The organism is Burkholderia sp. YIM B11467 (assembly GCF_052952715.1).
Window position 1 is genome coordinate 1 of the sequence record NZ_JBQVSQ010000011.1, and the last position, 18,087, is coordinate 18,087.

General features: G+C 67.8%; 15 protein-coding genes. 4 read left to right on the forward strand and 11 right to left on the reverse strand.

Features of this window, described 5'->3' with window-relative positions:
• Positions 1–794: 794 nt before the first annotated feature.
• On the forward strand, positions 795–1,265 hold the full coding sequence (locus ACTRWB_RS30020; protein ID WP_446903959.1) for an ATPase: 471 nt from the start codon (positions 795–797) through the stop codon (positions 1,263–1,265).
• A gap of 189 nt (positions 1,266–1,454) precedes the next feature.
• On the opposite strand, the gene ACTRWB_RS30025 is transcribed toward ACTRWB_RS30020, so the two are convergent.
• From ACTRWB_RS30025 to ACTRWB_RS30075, 11 genes are all read right to left on the reverse strand, one after another.
• Positions 1,455–2,141: a DUF429 domain-containing protein gene (locus ACTRWB_RS30025; RefSeq protein WP_446903960.1), complete on the reverse strand. Its 687-nt coding sequence runs from the start codon at positions 2,139–2,141 to the stop codon at positions 1,455–1,457.
• 9 nt (positions 2,142–2,150) lie between these two features.
• Positions 2,151–2,675, reverse strand: a complete 525-nt coding sequence (locus ACTRWB_RS30030; protein ID WP_446903961.1) for an HD domain-containing protein — start codon at positions 2,673–2,675, stop codon at positions 2,151–2,153.
• 121 nt (positions 2,676–2,796) lie between these two features.
• Positions 2,797–6,267: an AAA family ATPase gene (locus ACTRWB_RS30035; RefSeq protein WP_446903962.1), complete on the reverse strand. Its 3,471-nt coding sequence runs from the start codon at positions 6,265–6,267 to the stop codon at positions 2,797–2,799.
• Between the two features lie 3 nt (positions 6,268–6,270).
• Positions 6,271–7,521, reverse strand: coding sequence for a metallophosphoesterase family protein (locus ACTRWB_RS30040; RefSeq protein WP_446903963.1), 1,251 nt, complete (start codon positions 7,519–7,521; stop codon positions 6,271–6,273).
• Between the two features lie 40 nt (positions 7,522–7,561).
• Positions 7,562–8,104: a CbrC family protein gene (locus ACTRWB_RS30045; RefSeq protein WP_446903964.1), complete on the reverse strand. Its 543-nt coding sequence runs from the start codon at positions 8,102–8,104 to the stop codon at positions 7,562–7,564.
• Between the two features lie 78 nt (positions 8,105–8,182).
• The gene (locus ACTRWB_RS30050; RefSeq protein ID WP_446903965.1) at positions 8,183–8,755 is read right to left on the reverse strand and encodes a hypothetical protein; all 573 of its coding nucleotides are present in this window, start codon (positions 8,753–8,755) and stop codon (positions 8,183–8,185) included.
• A 161-nt stretch (positions 8,756–8,916) separates the two neighbouring features.
• Positions 8,917–9,696 carry a hypothetical protein gene (locus ACTRWB_RS30055; protein WP_446903966.1) on the reverse strand — a complete coding sequence of 260 codons (780 nt, stop codon included), beginning with the start codon at positions 9,694–9,696 and terminating at the stop codon, positions 8,917–8,919.
• A gap of 252 nt (positions 9,697–9,948) precedes the next feature.
• Positions 9,949–10,491 carry a hypothetical protein gene (locus tag ACTRWB_RS30060; RefSeq protein WP_129517542.1) on the reverse strand — a complete coding sequence of 181 codons (543 nt, stop codon included), beginning with the start codon at positions 10,489–10,491 and terminating at the stop codon, positions 9,949–9,951.
• A gap of 312 nt (positions 10,492–10,803) precedes the next feature.
• Entirely contained in the window at positions 10,804–11,172 is a 369-nt protein-coding gene (locus ACTRWB_RS30065) for a hypothetical protein (protein ID WP_446903967.1), read from the reverse strand.
• Between the two features lie 79 nt (positions 11,173–11,251).
• Positions 11,252–13,240 (reverse strand): gamma-glutamyltransferase family protein, encoded by a 1,989-nt coding sequence (locus ACTRWB_RS30070; RefSeq protein WP_343492624.1) that lies wholly within the window; start codon positions 13,238–13,240, stop codon positions 11,252–11,254.
• A 221-nt stretch (positions 13,241–13,461) separates the two neighbouring features.
• Positions 13,462–14,418 carry a LysR family transcriptional regulator gene (locus ACTRWB_RS30075; protein ID WP_193103061.1) on the reverse strand — a complete coding sequence of 319 codons (957 nt, stop codon included), beginning with the start codon at positions 14,416–14,418 and terminating at the stop codon, positions 13,462–13,464.
• Positions 14,419–14,520: 102 nt separating this feature from the next.
• On the opposite strand from ACTRWB_RS30075, the gene ACTRWB_RS30080 reads away from it, so the two are divergent.
• The 3 genes from ACTRWB_RS30080 (at position 14,521) to ACTRWB_RS30090 (ending at position 18,087) form a co-directional block, all read left to right on the forward strand.
• Complete coding sequence (locus ACTRWB_RS30080; protein ID WP_446903968.1) at positions 14,521–15,645, forward strand: aryl-sulfate sulfotransferase; 1,125 nt, start codon at positions 14,521–14,523, stop codon at positions 15,643–15,645.
• 58 nt (positions 15,646–15,703) lie between these two features.
• Positions 15,704–17,065, forward strand: coding sequence for a uracil-xanthine permease family protein (locus tag ACTRWB_RS30085; protein WP_446903969.1), 1,362 nt, complete (start codon positions 15,704–15,706; stop codon positions 17,063–17,065).
• 83 nt (positions 17,066–17,148) lie between these two features.
• Positions 17,149–18,087: a tyrosine-type recombinase/integrase gene (locus ACTRWB_RS30090; protein WP_446903970.1), complete on the forward strand. Its 939-nt coding sequence runs from the start codon at positions 17,149–17,151 to the stop codon at positions 18,085–18,087.

An 18,087-nucleotide genomic window follows, 5' to 3' on the forward strand; every position in this document is an offset into this window, starting at 1 on the left:
TGTAAGGCATGCCGCCAGCGTTCAATCTGAGCCAGGATCAAACTCTTCAGTTTAAACCTGTTACTGTTTTCGGTTCGGTTAAGAACCGGTCGCTCACTCAAAGCTGACAGGAACATGAATTGCTTCATGAACCTGACTTACTTTAGTGTGAGACTCTTGATACTTTCGCTATCTGATCCGAGGATCAGCTCGCTTCCATCAAGCGCCCACACTTATCGGCTGTTAATTTTTAAAGAGCAATCTGCGAGGAACTTCGTGTTTCTCAGCAGCGCTGCGTTTTCAGCAGCAGAGAAGCGAGATTATGAACCGTGTTTCGCAGTTCGTCAACAACTTTTTAACTGCTTCGTTGCGACTGCGGGGTTCAACTTCGAGTGCTGCCCGGGCTCGTTACCACCACACCCCAACAGCACCGCTTCCCTCTTCCGCGCTGCGTTTCCGTTAGCGCGAAAGAGGCGTGATTCTATGCACCCCTCGCCCTTCGCGCAAGCCCCTTTGTGAAAATATCTTGAAAAGCCCCCGTGCGCTGACGCGCACGGGGGCTTGGGGCTCGACGGGCCGCGCATCGCAGCGCGAGCCGCCCTCCATGGAAGCGACGCAAGCCGCTCTTTCGTCCTATATATAGAGGCCGGCGGCATTGCATGCGCAACCGCGTTCCGGGCTCGCATCCCCGCCAATCGTCAGACCACCGAACGTGATGTCGAGCCTCCCGGCTTCGACGGCGCGCATTCGCACCGCCACGGCCCTCGCAACCCCAATCTGCGGAACAGACAAGGGATCTCGTGGGGTCGAGTATCATGCCGCGACTGAACTACGTACTCACATCGACGATGGACAGCACCACTCAACCCGGCGACGCCGATCTTCGCGACGAATATTCGGCCCTGCGCGAGCGCGCCATCATGCTGGAAGAACAGGCCCCGCCGCTTCTGCAGCGCATCTCGGATGTATTGCCGCGGATCAGCGGCGAATCCGCACTGGCGGATGAGCACCGCGAACGGCTCGTCGGCGCGCGCAACGCGGCGATGGTCTCGATCGAAAACTATCAGCAGGCCATTCCTTTCCTGCAGACGGCCGATTCGATCATCGAGCAGATGGACAAGACGCCCGAGCGCGACGAAGACATCGAGTGGCGTGAATCGCTGCTGCAGCGGCTCGACGAGTTGATCGACGTCGCGGTCGTGATGATCGACGATGCAGAAGGCTACTTCGAGCAGGCACAAGCCTGCGATCTGGCCAGCGTGCCGAAATCGATCCTCGAGGATTGAGCAGCACCACCCGGAAGCGCGCGGCACGCCGGTTTCGTGCCAGGTGCGCCAGCAATCCCGATGCGTGCCGGCCGACAATCGCGGCCTGGCACCTGCGTCGCCAGGCCGGCCGTACACCTCCCGCAAAAGCTCACCTTGTCACGACGACTAGCCTGCGATCTCCGTCCGCTCCGGGGCCGTGCATCGCAACTACGGTGAGTCGAGGATGATCGTCTCGCTCACGATCGGCACGCGGATATATCCACCCTCCGCATCGCCATACGCATGCGCGTTCCCGTCGATGACGTACTGCGCCGTCAGCGCGCAAAGCGTCGCGTCTCGCGCATCGACGGAACGCAGCGTCGACACGTCGATGCCCAGTCGCTCCAGCAATTGCCGGCGCTGATTGCGCTTCTGCTTCGCCGACGCAACCGCCTTGCCCAGCATCGCGCAGGTAATCGCGTAAGGATAGGTTTCGAAGCTCGTACGCCCGCCCGCATATCGCGCGGCGGTCAGCAGCGGATAGGCCACCGCCAGCGCCTGGTAGACGCGCTCTCCCATGAACATCCAGTCGAAGAAGCCGGACGTGCTCGCGACCGCCTGCTCCCGCGACGGCGTCGGAAAGCACGAGATCCGTTCGCGCGCGAGCGCCTGTTCGGCCGCCCGGCGCCCGCTTCCCGCCCACCACAGACTCGGCGCATCGACGCCGACGGCCACGACGTCATGTGCAAGACACAGCGCCGGCACCGCCTCGGGCGCGATCCGCGCTTCGCGGCAGACGACCGTCGAGCCGCGCAGGATCACGAGATCGCATTGCTTCCTGTCGCCACCCACATCCACGCCCGCCACGACGGGCGAATGCCGCGTGGCGGATCCGACGGATCGGGCCGATCGCATGCGGGTGCCTCAGTCCACCGGCCGTGCGCCGTATGCGGTGTCGAAGATCGCCTCGAGACCGGGATGCACGCCGCGCATCGGGTCGACGACCGACTTCGCCCAGTCGAAGTACGCCTGCTTGCGCTCGAGCGGCCAGTCCGCGGGCGGGTGCCGCGCAATGTCGCGCAGGTTGCAGATCTTGTCGGCCAGCTTCACGAGCTTCGCGCGCCGGCTGATGGTCGCCGCATGCTCGACCTGCAGGCGCTTGCGCTCGTCCTTCGGCAACGACTTGTCGTCGGTGACTTCCATCACGATGTCCGCGACGTCCTTGCCGAACAGCCGCAGCAGCTCCTGCTCGGTCGTCTCGGTATCCTCGACCGTGTCGTGCAGCACGGCAGCGACGATCACGCGTTCGTCCTCGACGCCGGCCTCGTTGGCCAGCACGTCGGCGAGCGCGATCGGATGATTGATGTACGGCGACGCCTCTTCGTCCTTGCGCCGTTGATTGCGATGCTTGTCCGCCGCGAACGCGATGGCGGCTACCAGCTTTTTCATATTCCCCCCTCGTGTGGCCAGTCCCGCGACCGGCAGAACCGGCCGCGGGCATTTCGGAACCGCACATACTACCTGTACGCGATGACCCTTCCCGTGCGCCGGCATCCGTGCGCGCCCCGCATCACGCGCCGGCCGGCGCGCGCTGCAGCTCGACCACGTTGACCCGCGCGCCGAACACGTCCTTCACGAGCGGCAGCAGGTGATCGTGGTGCGTCAGGAACAGCACCTGGGTTCGCGTCGACAGATCGCGCAGCGCGTCGAGCCCGGCCTTCGCGCGCGCATCGTCGAAGTTGATGAACAGATCGTCGGCAACGAACGGCAGCGCGGTCCTGCTGCCGAGCTGCAGCTCCAGCGCCGCGATCCGCAGCGCGAGGAACAGCTGGTCGCGCGTCCCTTCGCTCAACCCGGCGACCTCGACCGACGTTCCCTTCGTGCGCCGCGCATACAGCGCGGGCGGCGTCCGTTCGGTATCGACGGTCAGCTTCGCGAATTCGCCGAGCGTGAGCCCGGCGAAGATCTCGCCCGCCCGCCTGAGCATCGGCCCCTGCTTCTGGTCGCGATAGCGATCCGTCGCCCACTTCAGCAACCGGCTCGCCGTGGCCGCCTCCAGATACTGCTCGGCCGCATCGCCCATCGCCGCCAGCGCTTCCTGCCGCTTCGACTCGGCGACGGCCGCATTCGCCTGGCCGTCGATCGCACCGAACGCCTGGTCGGCCACGACCTGCTGCTGCGCGAGCTCGTTCAGCCGCTTGCCGACATCGCCCAGCGACTGCTTCACCGCTTCGAGGTGCGCCGGCACGTCGACAATGTCCTGTTCCGCGACCTCCGCCTCGACGGCGGACCGGGACAGACCGTCGCCATCGCGCACCAGCGCCTCGTGCGCGGCATCGACCGCTTGCCGCAGCTGGCGCTGGCGATCCGAGCGCTCGGCCAGCGGCAGCGCCGCGTCGATCGACGTGACGCCGGCCAGTTGAAGCAGCGGCTGGATGCGCGCATCGGCACCGGCCACTGCGGCGGCCGCATCCGCGACCTTGCCGTCGGCCTGCCGCACGGCCTCGTCGGCACGCCCGATCGCGCGCGCGATTTCCCTGGCGGCCGCGAGGCGCATCGTCAGCCGGCGCGCAACGTCCGGCCAGTCGCCGCTCGCCAGCCATTCCGGCGCAAGCGCTTCGGCAAGCCGCCGCGCGCCGGCCTCGAGCGCGGCCAGCTCCGCGCGGATCGCGGCGATCCGGTTGCGTGGTGCGTCCGCATCGGCCAGTTCGGCGGTCACCGCGTTCGCGAGCCCGAGCGCGCCTTCCGCCGCGGCCAACGTCACCGCGCTCGCGGACAGTTTCGCGTCGGCCAGCGCGTCGCGCCATTGCGCGCGCCACGCATCGTAGGCCGTCTGCGCGTGGTCGACTCGCGACTGCGCGGTCGCGGATCCGCGTTCGGCTTCCCGCGCGCGATCCTCGAGGCTGTCCTTTTGCGCGATCGCTTTCTCGGCCGACTGCACGAAGGTCTCGGCGATCGCGACGAGCGCGGCGAGTCCGTCCGACTCGCCGCCGCGCGACACGGTATGCAGTGCCGCACGCAGCGCGGCTTCGGCACCGGCCCGTGCAGCACGAATCGTGTCGAACTCGCGGCGCTGACGGTCGAGATCGACCTGCGCGGCAAACACCGTGTCGCGCTTCGCAAGCCAGTCGCCCATCGCCGCCAGCGGCATGCCGGGCACCGCGGCCTGCGTGGCGAGCGCTGTCCATGCGTCGCGATGCGCGGCCAACGCGCGCTCGCGCTCGTCCGACGCAGCCTGCCTGCGCGTCACGCCAGCCCGCGCGGCTTCAACCTGCTGACGCAGCGATTGCAGCGTCGCCGCCGCCTGCGTGGCGCCGAGTTGCGCATCGACGAGTTCGTCGGCGAGGCGAATCGCGTCGTCGACCGCCGGTGCGCCGGTTGCAAGGTCGACAGCGCCGCTGCGGATGTCGCCCCATGCGCCGTCGCGTCGCGCGCGCGCTGCGAGCACGTCCGCGGTCGTGACGACCTTGTGGTTCTCCGCGAAATGCTTCTCCTGCAGTTCGAGTCGCTCGAGCTCTTCGAGCGCGCCATCTCGCGCTTCGCGCGCGGCGGCAGCCGCGCTTGCATGCTCGCTTTCTTCCTTGAGCAGCACGCCGAGCCGCGCCACCGACGGCACGTCGAGCGCGCGCAGCGTGTCGACCGGCATGCGCCACTGGCCGAGCGCATCGAGCGCGCCGGACAGCGTCCGTTCGGCGGCAGCGATTTCACTTTCGAGCGCCTGCTCGCGCTGGCCGCTGTTGCGAAAACCTTGTGCGTCGGCGAGCGCCGCGCGCAACGCTTCCGGCACGTCGACGGTCGACACGCGCGCCTGTTGCTCGCGCACCTGCGCAAGCTCGCGCGTGCGCTCGTCGAGCGATTCGCGCGCGCCGGCGAGCGCCTGGTGCAGCGCGCCGTGTTCGCGCAACAGGTTCGCGACGGTCTTCAGCGACAGCGCCGTCGGCAGCGACGCACGCAACGACGCTTCGTCGGTCGGCCAGTCGAGCTGGGCGGCCGCCGAAAACGCGGCGGACAGGTGCCGCTCGACATCCGCGCCGAGCAACAGCAAATCCTGCGCGTGATTCATGCAGGCGCCGCGCAGCCGATCGAGCGCTTCGATATCGGCTTCGAGCGCGAGCGTGTCGGCATCGGCATCGATCGCATCGCGCGCCTGCCGTTTGGCGAGCAGGTCGGCACGCCGTTCCTCGAGCACCTTCTGCTCCGCCGCGAGATCGCCCTGCGCCTTCAGCAAATCCGCATACGCGGTCGGCGGCAATTCGACGACCACGCCCAGTTCGGCCAGCGCCGCATCCTTGACCGTCAGCTCCTTCAGGTACGGCGCGAGCCGCCGCACGCGCTCCAGCTTCGAACGCAACGCTTCAAGCCGGCGCTGCTCCGCGCGCGCCTGCTCGATCTGCTGTTCGACCGCTTCGCGCGCGTCCTTGCGATCGACCCAGTCGCGCGTGCGCACCTGGACCGTCTTCAGTTCGGTCACGGCTTCGGTGAACAAGGTTTCGGCCAGCGCAAACGCGCTGCCGCTACGACGCGGCGCCCACAGCTCGACCGAACGCGCATCGAGATCCTCCCGCACCGGCCCGAGACTGCCGACCCCGGCGGCCGATTCGAACAACACCTGGCCGAGCTTGTCGGATGCGTCGAGAATGCTGCGGCCGCCGTCGACCAGCCGCCCGTGATCGAGCCCGAACATCTGCTCGAAGAATTCGCGCGTCGCGCCGTCGAGGAGGGCGGCCAGATAGTCGTCGGGCAGCTTGTCGTCGGCAGGTGTGCGCAGCGGACTGCGCCCGCGCGCACGGTGGAACGCGTATTCGCCCGTACCGTTCTCCAGCACGCCGCCGATTCGCAGCTCGGGGGTGCTGTGCAGGAAGTCGAGCGGCGTCTGCAGTTTCATCCCGAACAGCAGCTCCGACACGGCCGTGCGGATCGTCGACTTGCCGGCCTCGTTCGGCCCCACGATCACATGAAAATCCTCGCCGGCCGACGGGAAACGCAGCGTCTCGTCGGTGAACTTGCCGTACTTGATCAGATCGAGTTGATTGATGCGCATCGCTTACTCCCCCCGTGCCAGCCGCGCGAGCAACGCGGGACCGACCTGCTCGACCAGCGCGGTGAGCTCGCCCGCGCGCGCCATCGTCAGCAACGGCACTTCCTCCTTCACGTCGCTGCGCACCTTGCCGACGAACGGCTTCAGGTCGCGTTCGAGCAGCGCGAGGAAATCCGGATCACTCGCGGCGTCGGCCAGGATCTGCTTCAGGTCCTCCAGCGCTTCGAGCTGCTCGCTCTCGCCCTGCTGATGATCGGCAGCGGACGTCGCGAGCCGGACCTTCTCGAGCCACAGCCGTTCGTTGCCGATGATGCCGATCTGGTTCAGCACCTCCGCACGCAACTGCGGCGCGCGGCCGAAAAAGAGGCCGTGCGCGGGCGTGCGCCCCGTGACCGTCACGCGCACCGCGCGCGGCACGTGGCCGTCGACGGTCAGCAGCGTCTCCAGCGACTGGCCGATCTTTCTCGACAGGTCGGCGACCGTCAAGCAGTCGGACGCGTCGACCGACACGGCCTCCCAGCGCAGCACGTCGAGATACAGGCGCTCGACCTGCGTGCGGCCTTGCTCGACCGTCACGAGCACCGCGCCGCGGCGGCCCGTCTCGCGGATATGGCGGCCCTGCAGGTTGCCGGGAAACACGACGGTGGACGGCCCCGACCATTGCTGGAATTCGTGCACGTGGCCAAGCGCCCAGTAGTCGTAACCCTTGGCATGCAGTTCGGCCAGCGTGCACGGCGCATAGTTCGCGTGCGCCGCATAACCTTCGAGCGCGGTGTGCAGCACGCCGATGTTGTAACAGCCGGGCACCGGGTCCGGATAAGCGATCGCGAGATTGTCGACGACGGCCTTGTCCTTGAAGCTCTGCCCGTGCAGCGCGACGTCGAATTCCGGCAGCTTGACGGTTTCCGGCTTGCGGTGGCCGAACACGGTGACGTTGTCGGGCAACGTCAGCTTCTTCGTCATCTCGCTTTCGGCGTCGTGGTTGCCGCCGAGAACGAATGCGCGAATGCCGGCCTTGCGCAGGCGCCCCATCTGCTGGCCGAAGAAGATGCCTGTGTTGTGATCCTTCCAGTCGCCGTCGTACAGGTCGCCGGCGATCACGAGGAACGCGACTTCCTCTTCGATCGCACGATCCACGAGTTGCCGCAGCGCCTCGCGCGACGCGTTGCGCAACTGCGCGGCCGGCGCGTCGGGATACGCGCTCAGGCCGTGCAACGGGCTGTCAAGGTGAATGTCTGCCGCGTGGATGAACTTCACGAAGATTCCTCTGTTTCATGACGATGATGCGGACCGGCCGTCAATCGCAATCCTGGTAGCCGCCGAGTTCGCCGCAATGGATGCAGCGAAACACATACGCGGTCGGCGAGCCGTCCTTGTCGAGCGCGGCGAAAAAACGCCGCCACTCGGCACCGTCGTCGAGCCCGGTCGACGCCCGGATCGACGCGACGGCCTGCGGGCCGAGCGCCATCAGTTCGTCAGCGCCCGCGCGGCCGATGAATTGCGCGCCATCGCCGCAATGCGTCCACCACCGTTCCTGCTGCCAGCCCTGAAAACCCGGCGTGCGGCAGGCAATCTCGTCGACGACCGCTTCGGGCACCTCGTCCCATTCGCCGCCGCCGATGCCGTCCGTATCGGTAAAACTTGCATCGAGCCGCGTTTGCGCCGAGCCGTCGGCAATGCACCACGGGCAGATGCACTGCTCGTACTCGTCGACCGCGTACACGGGGCCGGCGTAGACGTAGCCGCGCGCATCGCCGCAGCACACGCAGCGCGCGTCCGAGCGGATCACGCTGCCCGTTGCGAGCGGGTCGGGATGGTACCTGAAAGCGGGTAACGACATGCGGTTCTCCGTCGATCCGGATGGTGGGGAAGCACGCGATGCGAATTCGAACGTCCATTGTGCCGCAGCACGACTGCGTTACTCCGGAACCTCGACTTCGGCAAACGTGCCGTTCACGAAACGATAGACGCGATGCGTTGCGCCGCCGTGCGCGAGATATTCCCACCGGATGTCGATGCCGGCCGGTGCGTCGCGCCACGCGATCGCCCGATACGGCGATTGCGTGCCGCCATCGGTTTCGAGCGAAACGGAGTCGAGACAGCTTTGCACGGGCAACGAGAAGCGCGGCACCGCGCGGGCACCGCGCAGTTCCAGCACGTACAGCGCCCCTTCTTCGCCCGCGCCGCAATACCCGGTCGGACGGCTGCTTGACGCGCGGTTGACGACGACCAGCACATAGTCGTTGCCGTCGAGCCGCTTCGAACGATCCGACGGGAACGCGACGCTCGATGCATCGGCAAGGGCGCGCCGAAGCGCGGCCGGCACGCTCAGCACGGAGGTCCGGTGGCGGGCCGCGTCGACCTCGAGCAACCTCGGGCGCGCCCATTCGATCGCATGACCGTTGGCGAGCTGCACCGATTCGGGCGCCGGTGTTTCGGCGCATGCAACGGCGGCATTCGCGGCCAGCAGCGCGAGCGCCGCTGCTTTCAACGCAACCGATATCGTCGGGTTATTTCGTGTCCGCATGGATCGCGCAGGAGTGTCCTGGAGGTCGTCGTATGCGCCGGCATGCAGGCCGGGCAGTCCCGTTTCAAGAGCGCACCGCGTGCGTCGTGCGTTGCGACGAATGCAGTGCGCTTCGCCACGTGCCGTCACTCGCCGCGCGGTACGGGCGGCGGCGCAAAGCCGTTGTCGTTGCCGGGGAACGGATTCGCGTTGCGGCGCAATGCTTCCTCGTCGTTCTCCTTCTGCGCGAACAGCGCGACACCGATCACGCCGACGTTCGCGGCATCGCCGTACTTCGAGTTCGCGACATAACTGTCGGGCACCGCCGCGAAGCGGAATGCAGCGACTTCGTCGCGGCTCTTGCGGAAGCCCTCGATCGTCAGCGTGCGGCCCGGGTACAGCACGTAACCGCCGTTCGTATAGCTGCCCGGCCGCCCCGACAGCACGTCGAGCCCGTCGACCGTCGACACGACTTCGAACGTGCGGCGCCCCTGGTTGCGCAGCACGATCATGTAGCGCGAACCCTCGACGCCTGCCATGTGCCAGCGGCCGTTGCTGCGTGCAAGACGCAGCAGCGCGCCCTTTTCGTCGGTAAACGACAGCGCGATGTCGCCGTTCGCGAGTGCGACGCGAGTCGGCAACCGGCGAACCTGGGCGGCGGGAGGATGTCCGGGCAACGCATCGTTGTAGTAGACCGATGCGAGATCCGTCGGCTTCGCCGGATCCGCGCGTTCGAATTCGACATTGCGGGTTTCGGATCGCACCGACTCGCCCCACGCGGTACCGAGCCCGCGGCGTTCGCTGGCGTCCGGCGCCTGCGGCGCGGCGGCGGACGCGCCGGTACTGGCGGATGGCGACGGCGGTGCCGCGCAGGCAGCCAGCCAGAGCGCGCAGGCGAGCGCGAGAAGACGGAACAGGATGGTCATGACGTGATGCCTCGGAAGGTTATCGGACCGCGCCGGGCGGGCCGGAACGGCGTTTTGGTTTCGTCTGTCGTCACGATGTCGATCGGACATGCTTGCCCGGATCGGCCGGCACCGCCGTCGCGGCGGCCCGGCAACCGGGAGCCCCGCTATTTAAGCATGGCGGGCGAGCAATGGGCAGGGGCCACGCGCGCCCATAAAAAAACGGCCCGGCCCGCAACGAAGCGGGCCGGGCCGTGACGGGATGCGTGTCGCTTACAGCGCGCCGCCTTGTGCCGACGCCGAACCCTTCAGGCCGATCGATGCGCCGCCCTGCGCCGAATTCGCCGCGCCTTCGAGTGCTTCGCCGGCCTTCGCCTTCGCGCCGCCCGCGACATCGCCTGCCGTCGACACCGCGCCTTGCGCGTGGCTCTTCGCCGTGCCGGCGACGTGCTTCACATGCGACTTCGTCGCGTGCACGGTCGATGCCGCGGCATCCTTCGCCGTACCCGCTGCCGAGCCCACCGCATGCGTCGCGCCGCCGACCGCATTGCCGGCTGCCGAGCCGACGCCGCCGACCGTCTTGCCGACGCCGTTCAGCGCGCCGCCGACGAGGTGGCCCGCGCCCGAACCCGAGCCTGCCGCGTTCGCGCCGGCGCCAGCCTGCACGCCCACGCCGCCGCCGAGCAGCGGCGTCTGAACCTGTGCGCCAACGCCAGCGGAACCCTCGGCGCCGGTCTGGGCCGTCTGTGCAAACGCAGCCGAAGTCGCCATCGCGGTCAGTGCGGCACCCAGCAGAATCGTACGAATCTTGTTCATGGTCATTCTCCCCAAAGACGTTGTTGCTGCGAGCCGCCTCCGGGCGGCTTGTCGCATGCCTCGCCGCGACGTGCGGCAGGTGGAGCTAATGTAGCGGCGCCGGCGTGCAAAACGATTGAATTGCGGGGACTGTTACTTCCGTTGCAAATGCTGACGATTGACTCACATAGTTTGACAATCGGGGACTTGCGACGAAACGGCGGACGTATTTGCAGGCGGGCGGGCGTGAACTCGATGACGTGCGGCGCGAACCGCGTCGCGATGGCGAACTACCCGACCATCACGCATCGTGCAAGCAGGCAGGTGAAACGGCTAGCAGGGAAACCGGCCGTTTTTATAAGCATCCCAAAGGATGTGTATCGGCCAGCCGTCGGTGCGGCCCGACAACCGGCTCCTCGCGATCAGTTCAATGTCGTCGGACACGCACGCAGCCACATCGGCGTTGCCCGATGCGCTGAAGGCGAGCTTGTACGCCTTTTCGCGCAACGCATTCACGGCGGGCGTATCGATCGCGGCACCCGGATCGCCGTCGATCGCATCGAATGCCGCCATCCACTGCGCATCGAACGGGTCGGCATCGCGACTGTCCAGCGCGCGGTCGCAATCGACGTCGCCGAGGAAATCGAAAAAGCCCGGCGTCGACAGGATTGCGTCCATTTCAAGCAGATGCGCGTTCGTCATTGCGACTCCTTCACGACGCGCGGCCCCGACCGCCTGTCGGCGGAAACAGGCAGATCGGGGCCGCACGTGTTCCGTCGGATTACGGCCGGAACGTATCGCCGAGCACGACGCCTTCGCGACGCGGATCGGTGCCGCCCTGCAACGCGGGCGACTGGCCGACCGTCACGCGCATCACCGTGTTGACGCCGCTCGCCTGCGCGGACGTCGACACCTTGTGCCCGAGTGCGAGCAGCCCCGTGATCAGCGGATCGTTCGCCCCGTTGTTCGCCGTATTGACGTTCGGATGCTCGCCGCCGATCGTGGTCGTCGGGCTGTTGCTCGCGCCGAAATCGACGAGCCCCGCGGACTGCTGCGCGTCGAGCCCCCAGTCGAGCGCGCCGACGAGCGTCTTGACCACGTATTGCGGAATGGTGCCGCCGCCCGGCGAACCGGTCGCCATCACGAAGTTACCGCGCGAACCGTCCGCGGCCTGCCCGAACACGATCGTCGGCGCCATCGAGCTGCGCGGCCGCTTGCCCGGCTGCAGGCGGTTGGCCACCGGATTGCCGGCGCTGTCGACCGGGTTCGCGGAAAAGTCGGTCAGCTGGTTGTTCAGCAGGAAGCCGTTGGTCATGTGGAACGAGCCCATGCTCGATTCGACCGTCGTCGTCGCGCTCAACACGTTGCCGTCGCCGTCGACGATCGTGAACTGGTTCGTGCCGTGCTCGATCAGCGTCGTGTCGACGCCGAGCGGCACCGCGCCGAGATTGCCGGGCTGCGCGGTGCCCATGCTCTTGCTCGTGTCGATCAGCGCCGCGCGCGATTTCAGGTACGGCTTGTTCAGCATCGTGTCCCACGTGCCGCCCGGCAGCGGCACGAAGTCCGTATCGGCCACGTACTTGTCGCGGTCGGCATACGCGAGCCGTTCGGCCTCGGTGACGAGGTGCACGCCCGCGACGGTCGGCTTGCCGCCTTCGAGATCGATCGCCGTCGGCTTCAGCGACTTCAGGTCGAAGTTCTCGAGAATGCCGAGCGCCGATGCAACCGCGATACCGCCCGACGACGGCGGCGGCATCCCGCACACCCAGTAGCTGCGATAGGTCGTGCACACCGGTTCGCGACGCTTCGCCTGATACGCAGCCAGATCCGCGACGGTCGTCTTGCCCGGCGTGAGCGTCGAGCCGTCCGCGCCCTTCGTCGTCGCGATCTTCGCGACGATGTCCTGCGCAATCTGCCCCGTGTACAGCGCGTTCGCGCCCGACTGCGCCATCAGCGTCAGCGTATGGGCGTAAGCGGGATTCTTCAGCACGGTGCCGAGCGTCTTCGGCGAACCGTCGGCGTTCAGGAAATACGCGGCGGCTTCGGCGTCCCGCTTCAGGTTCGGCGCGTTCGCCGCGATCGCGTCGGCAAGCCGGCCGCCGATCGGAAAGCCGTTGGTCGCGAGCGTGATCGCGTCGCCGAACAGGCTCTGCCACGGCAACCGGCCGTGGTCCTGCTGCAGCGCCTCGATGAGCCGCGGCACGCCGATCGTGCCGATCGAGCGGCCGCTTGCGCGCGCGTTCGGTTGCGGTGCCGACTGGTCGGTCGCGTCGTCGACGTAGCGCAGGTAGTTCTCCGTCGCGGCGGCCGGCGCGGTTTCGCGGCCGTCGTACGCCTGCAGCGTCTTGCCGCGCGCATCGTAGTAGAGCAGCACACCGCCCGACCCGAGGCCCGTCGCCTCGGGCACCGTCAGGCCGAGCACGGCCTGCACGGCGACCGCCGCGTCGGCGGCCGTGCCGCCTTTCTTCAGCACCGCGCAACCGGCCGCGCTCGCGTACGCGTTCGACGTGGCCACCAGGTACGTTTTCGCATAGACGGGCTTCATCCCGGTGCGATAACCCGACGACGCTTCCGGCAGCGACGGATCGCCCGGCTGGTTCGAGCCCACGACGACCGTCGAGCCGCTGTTGTCGATCGCGAGACAGCTCGTGTCGGCCGTGGGTGTCGTCGTGGAGCCCGCATCGGTTTCGATGTCGTTGCCGCCGCAGGCCGTCATCATGGCGGCCGCGAGCAACGCGGATGCATACGGGAAAATCGCCGGTTTTTTCATTGTGTCGATGTTCTTGTCGTTCGTTGCGATGGGCGTCTCGCTGCCTGCGACCCCCTCGGTGCGCGGGCAACGCGTTCGATAGTCCCATGAACAAAATTTTTTCCGCAATAAGGAAATGACGCGATGCGACCGGCCGTTGTGTGTGCAACTTCGCCGAACCGGCATGCGGTTCGCTTGTTGCACTGCATCGCCATGCAGGCGCACGGCCCGTGCCGTTTCCGTTACCTTGGCGCCCGGCGCCGCTTGCCGGCCGCCCCGCCGTCACGCGCGAAACCGCGCTCCATCGCGTCGATCGCCGCGGAGAAGAACTCGAGAAACATCGTCATTGCAACAGTCGCGCTCATGTCCGCCCGCTGGTAGATGCAGCTGAACGAACGCGCTCCCGCATCCGCGAGTGGCGTCCAGGCGAGCCGGCCGGCGGCCACGTCGTCGGCGACGTTCTCCGCGATCAGGAAGCCGACACCCGCACCTTCGGCCGCGAGGCGCCGCACCATCGGCACCGATCCAGTCTCGACCAGCGGCCGCACGGTGCGCGGCTGTCGTGCATCGATCTGGTCGAACATCGCGCGCAGTTCCGTGTCGGGCGTCATCAGGATCAGCGGATGCGCGAAGCAATCGCGCAGCCGCACCTTGCCGCCGGTCGACGCCAGCGGATGGCCGGGCGCCGTGACGACACCCAGCGGCTGCGCGAACGCGCGCACCTCGACGACGCCCGCCGCCGTGCGCCGGCGCAGCGCATAACCGATGTCGGCTTCGCCCGTCTCGACCCAGCGCACGATGCTCTCGCCGTTTCCCGAGCGCACGCTGTACGTGACGCCCGGATAACGCTGCATCGCGGCGAGGATCGCGTCGGGCACGAGCTGTTCGGCCGTCGATGCGGGCACGGCCAGGTTCACGTGCCCGCGCCTCAATGCGCGCAGGTCTTCAACCTGCGTCAGTGCGTTGTCGAAGTCGCGCTGGCCGCGCCGTACGGCCGCGATGACGATCTCGCCGGCGAGCGTCAGTTGCATACCGCGCGGCAGCCGGTCGAACAGCGGCACGCCGACCTGCTCCTCGAGATTGCGGATTTGCTGGTGCACCGCGGCGGCGGTCAGGTGCAGCGCGTCGGCCGCCTTGCGAATCGAGCCGCGTCTCGCGACTTCGTCGAAACAGCGGAATGTCTGCGATATCGAACGCATGAGGGTACCGTTAGATTTTTCCGAACAGGCCGTCAAGAATAATCCGATTTTACTGACCGCCAGGATCGTCTAGATTTCGCTGCATCCCCGTGTCCGATTCGAATGGAGACCGCAGTGACGACCGTCGACCAGATCACCCAGCGCCGCCGTGGCGTCGGCCTCATCGCCCACGATCCCGCGCTGTCCGCGGGCGGCTATACGCTCATCGCGCCGCAGACGGCCGATGGCAACGTCTATCTCGTTGGCATCGACGGTGAAGTCGCTCATCAGTGGAAGATGCCCGTGCGCCCCGGCCGCCATGCGGTCATCCTCGCGAACGGCAACCTCGGCTACAACGGCAATCATCCGCGCTCCGAATCGCGCTATGCGCCGTGGTCGATGTGGCATGGCGGCGATTTCTACGAGGTCACGCCGCAAGGCGAAACCGTGTGGCGCTACGAGGATCCCGCGCATCACCACGACGCGCAGTGGCTGCCGAACGGCAACCTGCTCTACGCCGCGTGCGAACCGGTCGACGCGGCGTTCGCGCGGCGCGTGCCGGGCGGCACGCCGCACGGCAATGACGAGGTCATGTACGCGGACGTGATCCGCGAAGTGAACCGGGCCGGGCAGATCGTCTGGGAATGGCATGCGCGCGACCATCTGCGGCCCGAGGATTTCCCGATCGCGGCCGGCTTCGGTCGTTATCACTGGCCGCTCGTCAACGGTCTCGGCGTCGATGCGAACGGCCGCGTGCTGATGAGCCTGCGCACGACGTCGGGCATCATCGGCGTGAACCGGGAAACCGGCCGCGTGGACCTGCGGATCGGGTCCGACGTCGTGTCGCACCAGCATGCGCCGGTGCCGCTCGCGAACGGCAACATCCTCGCCTTCGACAACGGCAATTTCCGCCACGGCGCACACGTCGTGTTCTCGCGCGTCGTGGAGATCGACCCGTCGACGCAGCGCGTCGTGTGGTCGTATGCGGACGACGTCGTGAACCTGTTCTACACACCGTTCATGGGCAACGCGCAGCGCTTGCCGAACGGCAACACGCACATCACCGAATCGTCGACGGGCCGGCTGTTCGAAGTGACGCCCGCCGGCGAAGTCGTGTGGGAATACGTGATCCCGTGGTTCGCCGAATACCCCGACGAAGCCGCGCGCAAGACCGGCCCCGGCCAGTTGAACAGCGTGTTCCAGACGTTCCGCTACAGCGCCGCACAGTTGCCCTGGCTGCGGACCTGACGGTCCGTTCACCGCCGGTTTCCGGCCATCGTCGCCGTTCGCTTCCGAGGGGCCTACCGTGTCGCACGAACCGATCTCTCCGCCCGTCGATGCACGGCTGCCCGCGTGGCAGCTCGTGCTGTTCGGGTTGCAGCACGTGCTGTCGATGGCCGCGTCCCCGATCACGGCCGTGTTCCTGATCGCGAAAGTCCTCGCGTTGCCGGCCGACCTGACGGTCCAGCTGATCGGCGCGACGTTCTTCGCCTGCGGCATCGGCACGCTGCTGCAATCGCTCGGCGCCGGCCCGATCGGCGCGCGCATGCCGTTCGTGATGGTGCCCGGCGGCGCACCGACGATGCTGTTCGCGGGCATCGCCGCGCAATCAGGCCTGCCGACCGCGGCCGGCGCGGCGCTGCTCGCAAGCGCGTTCTACTGGGTGCTGCTGCCCGTCTTCACGCGCTGCCTGCGGCTCTTTCCGCGCATCGTCGTCGGCGCGATGCTGTTGCTCGTGTCGGTCAACCTGATCCGGATTTACGCGACGATCGTCGTCGGCCAGCCCGGAGCGGCCGATTTCGCGCAGCCGCGCGCGCTCGGTCTTGCGCTCGCGACGATCGTGTCCACCATCGTCGTCGCGGGTGCGTTCCGCGGCACGCTCGGGCGCCTCGCGGTGCTGATCGGGTTGATGGCCGGCGCGACGCTCGGCTGGGCGCTCGACGCAATGCCCGCGCTCGCCGACGTGTGGCGCGGCCCGCTGTTCACGCATCCGGTGTGGCTGCCGTTCGGGATGCCGCGCTTCGACGTACTGGCCGCGCTGCCGCTGCTGATCTTCACCGCGATCTCGATGGCCGAGGCCACCGCGCAGACGGTCGCCGTCGGCGAAACGTGCGGCAAGACGATCTCGCTGACGCGCGACGTGCCGAAGACGATACGCGGCGATGCGCTGGCATCGCTGGCCGGCGCGCTGTTCGGCACGCCGCTGATCGTGACCAGCGCCGAGAATATCGGCGTCGTGCAGACGACCGGCGTGCGCTCGCGCTACGTGACCGCCGCCGCCGGCGCGATCCTGATCGTCATCGCGCTGTTCGCGCCGCTCGCACGGCTCGCGTATGCGATTCCGGCCGCGGTGGTCGGCGGGACCGCGCTGGTCGTGTTCGCGATGATCGGCGTGATGGGCATCCGGCTGCTCGCCGGCGTCGACCTGCACACGCGCGCCAACCAGTACACGCTCGCGGCCGCGCTCGTCGTCGGCCTGGCGCCGATCCTCGTGCCGAACCTGTATCGCCAGTTCGGCGCGCCCGTGCAGATCGTGCTCGGCAACGGCATGGCCGCCGGCACGCTCGCGGCCATCGCGACGCAACTGGCGTTCACCGCGTTCGCGAGGTTGAGCGGACAGGCACGCACGGAAGCAGCCGCGACGCCGGCGCCTTCGCACGACGCGTAATGGCGACGGCGCGCGCTGACGCGCCGGCCGGCTGAATCCCGGAACAATTGCCGGCGCCACTGCGTTCCGGCTATAAATCGTGGATGGACACGAATCGCTGGATTCACGACCCCGTCGGCGCCTTTCGCACGTGGCAGGAAACCGCCGCCACCGGCGCGGGCCGCCGGCCGTTCGCGCCGCGTTCGGTCGTGCAGCACGTCGCGATGTTCGAACGGTTCCTGCGCCATCTGATCGCACACCGCGTGTCGCTGGCCACGTTCGGGCCCGACCATGTCGCAGCCTTCCTGACCGAACTCGAACGCAGTTGCGCGCCCGGCACCTCGACCCGCGTGCGCTACGCGAAGCTGATCGACCGGCTGGGCCGGCATCTGGTCGACACCGGCGTGCGGACGATTCATCCGGCCGGCCGGACGACGCGCGAACTCGCCTGGCCGGACGGCGAGCCCGAGCCGTGCTACCTGCCGCCCGATGCCGACGCGGCGCTGCAACTTCATGTCCAACCGCAACCGGACGACACGCCGGCCGACTGCCGGAATCGCGCGATCGTCGCGCTGCTGCTCGCGAGCGGCATCACGTCGGCCGAGATTCGCGCGACGACGCACGACGCGCCCGACCTCGACGCGCGTGCGCCGGCGTTGTCCGTGCCGCGCGATCGCGCGCGACCGGCGCGCCGGATCGAACTCGCGGCGTTCGCGCTGGCGCCGCTCGCCACATGGCGCGCGCGCTCGGCAGACGCACCCGCATCGGCGCTGCTGTTTCCCGCGCCGCGCGGCGGTGGCGCGATGAACGACATGTTCTTGCTGCTCGTGGTGCGCGACGCGCTGACCGCAATCGGCTTCCACGCGACGGACATGAGCCCGCGCGTGCTGCGCAACACGTATGCGCGCCGCCAGCTGCTCGCCGGCCACACGCATGCCGATGTCAGCGCGATGCTCGGTCTCGTCAGCACGCGAACGGTCACGCGTATCCGGCAGACGCTGCCGCAGGACGCGGCCGCGGATCGCGCCGCGCACGAGCGTTGA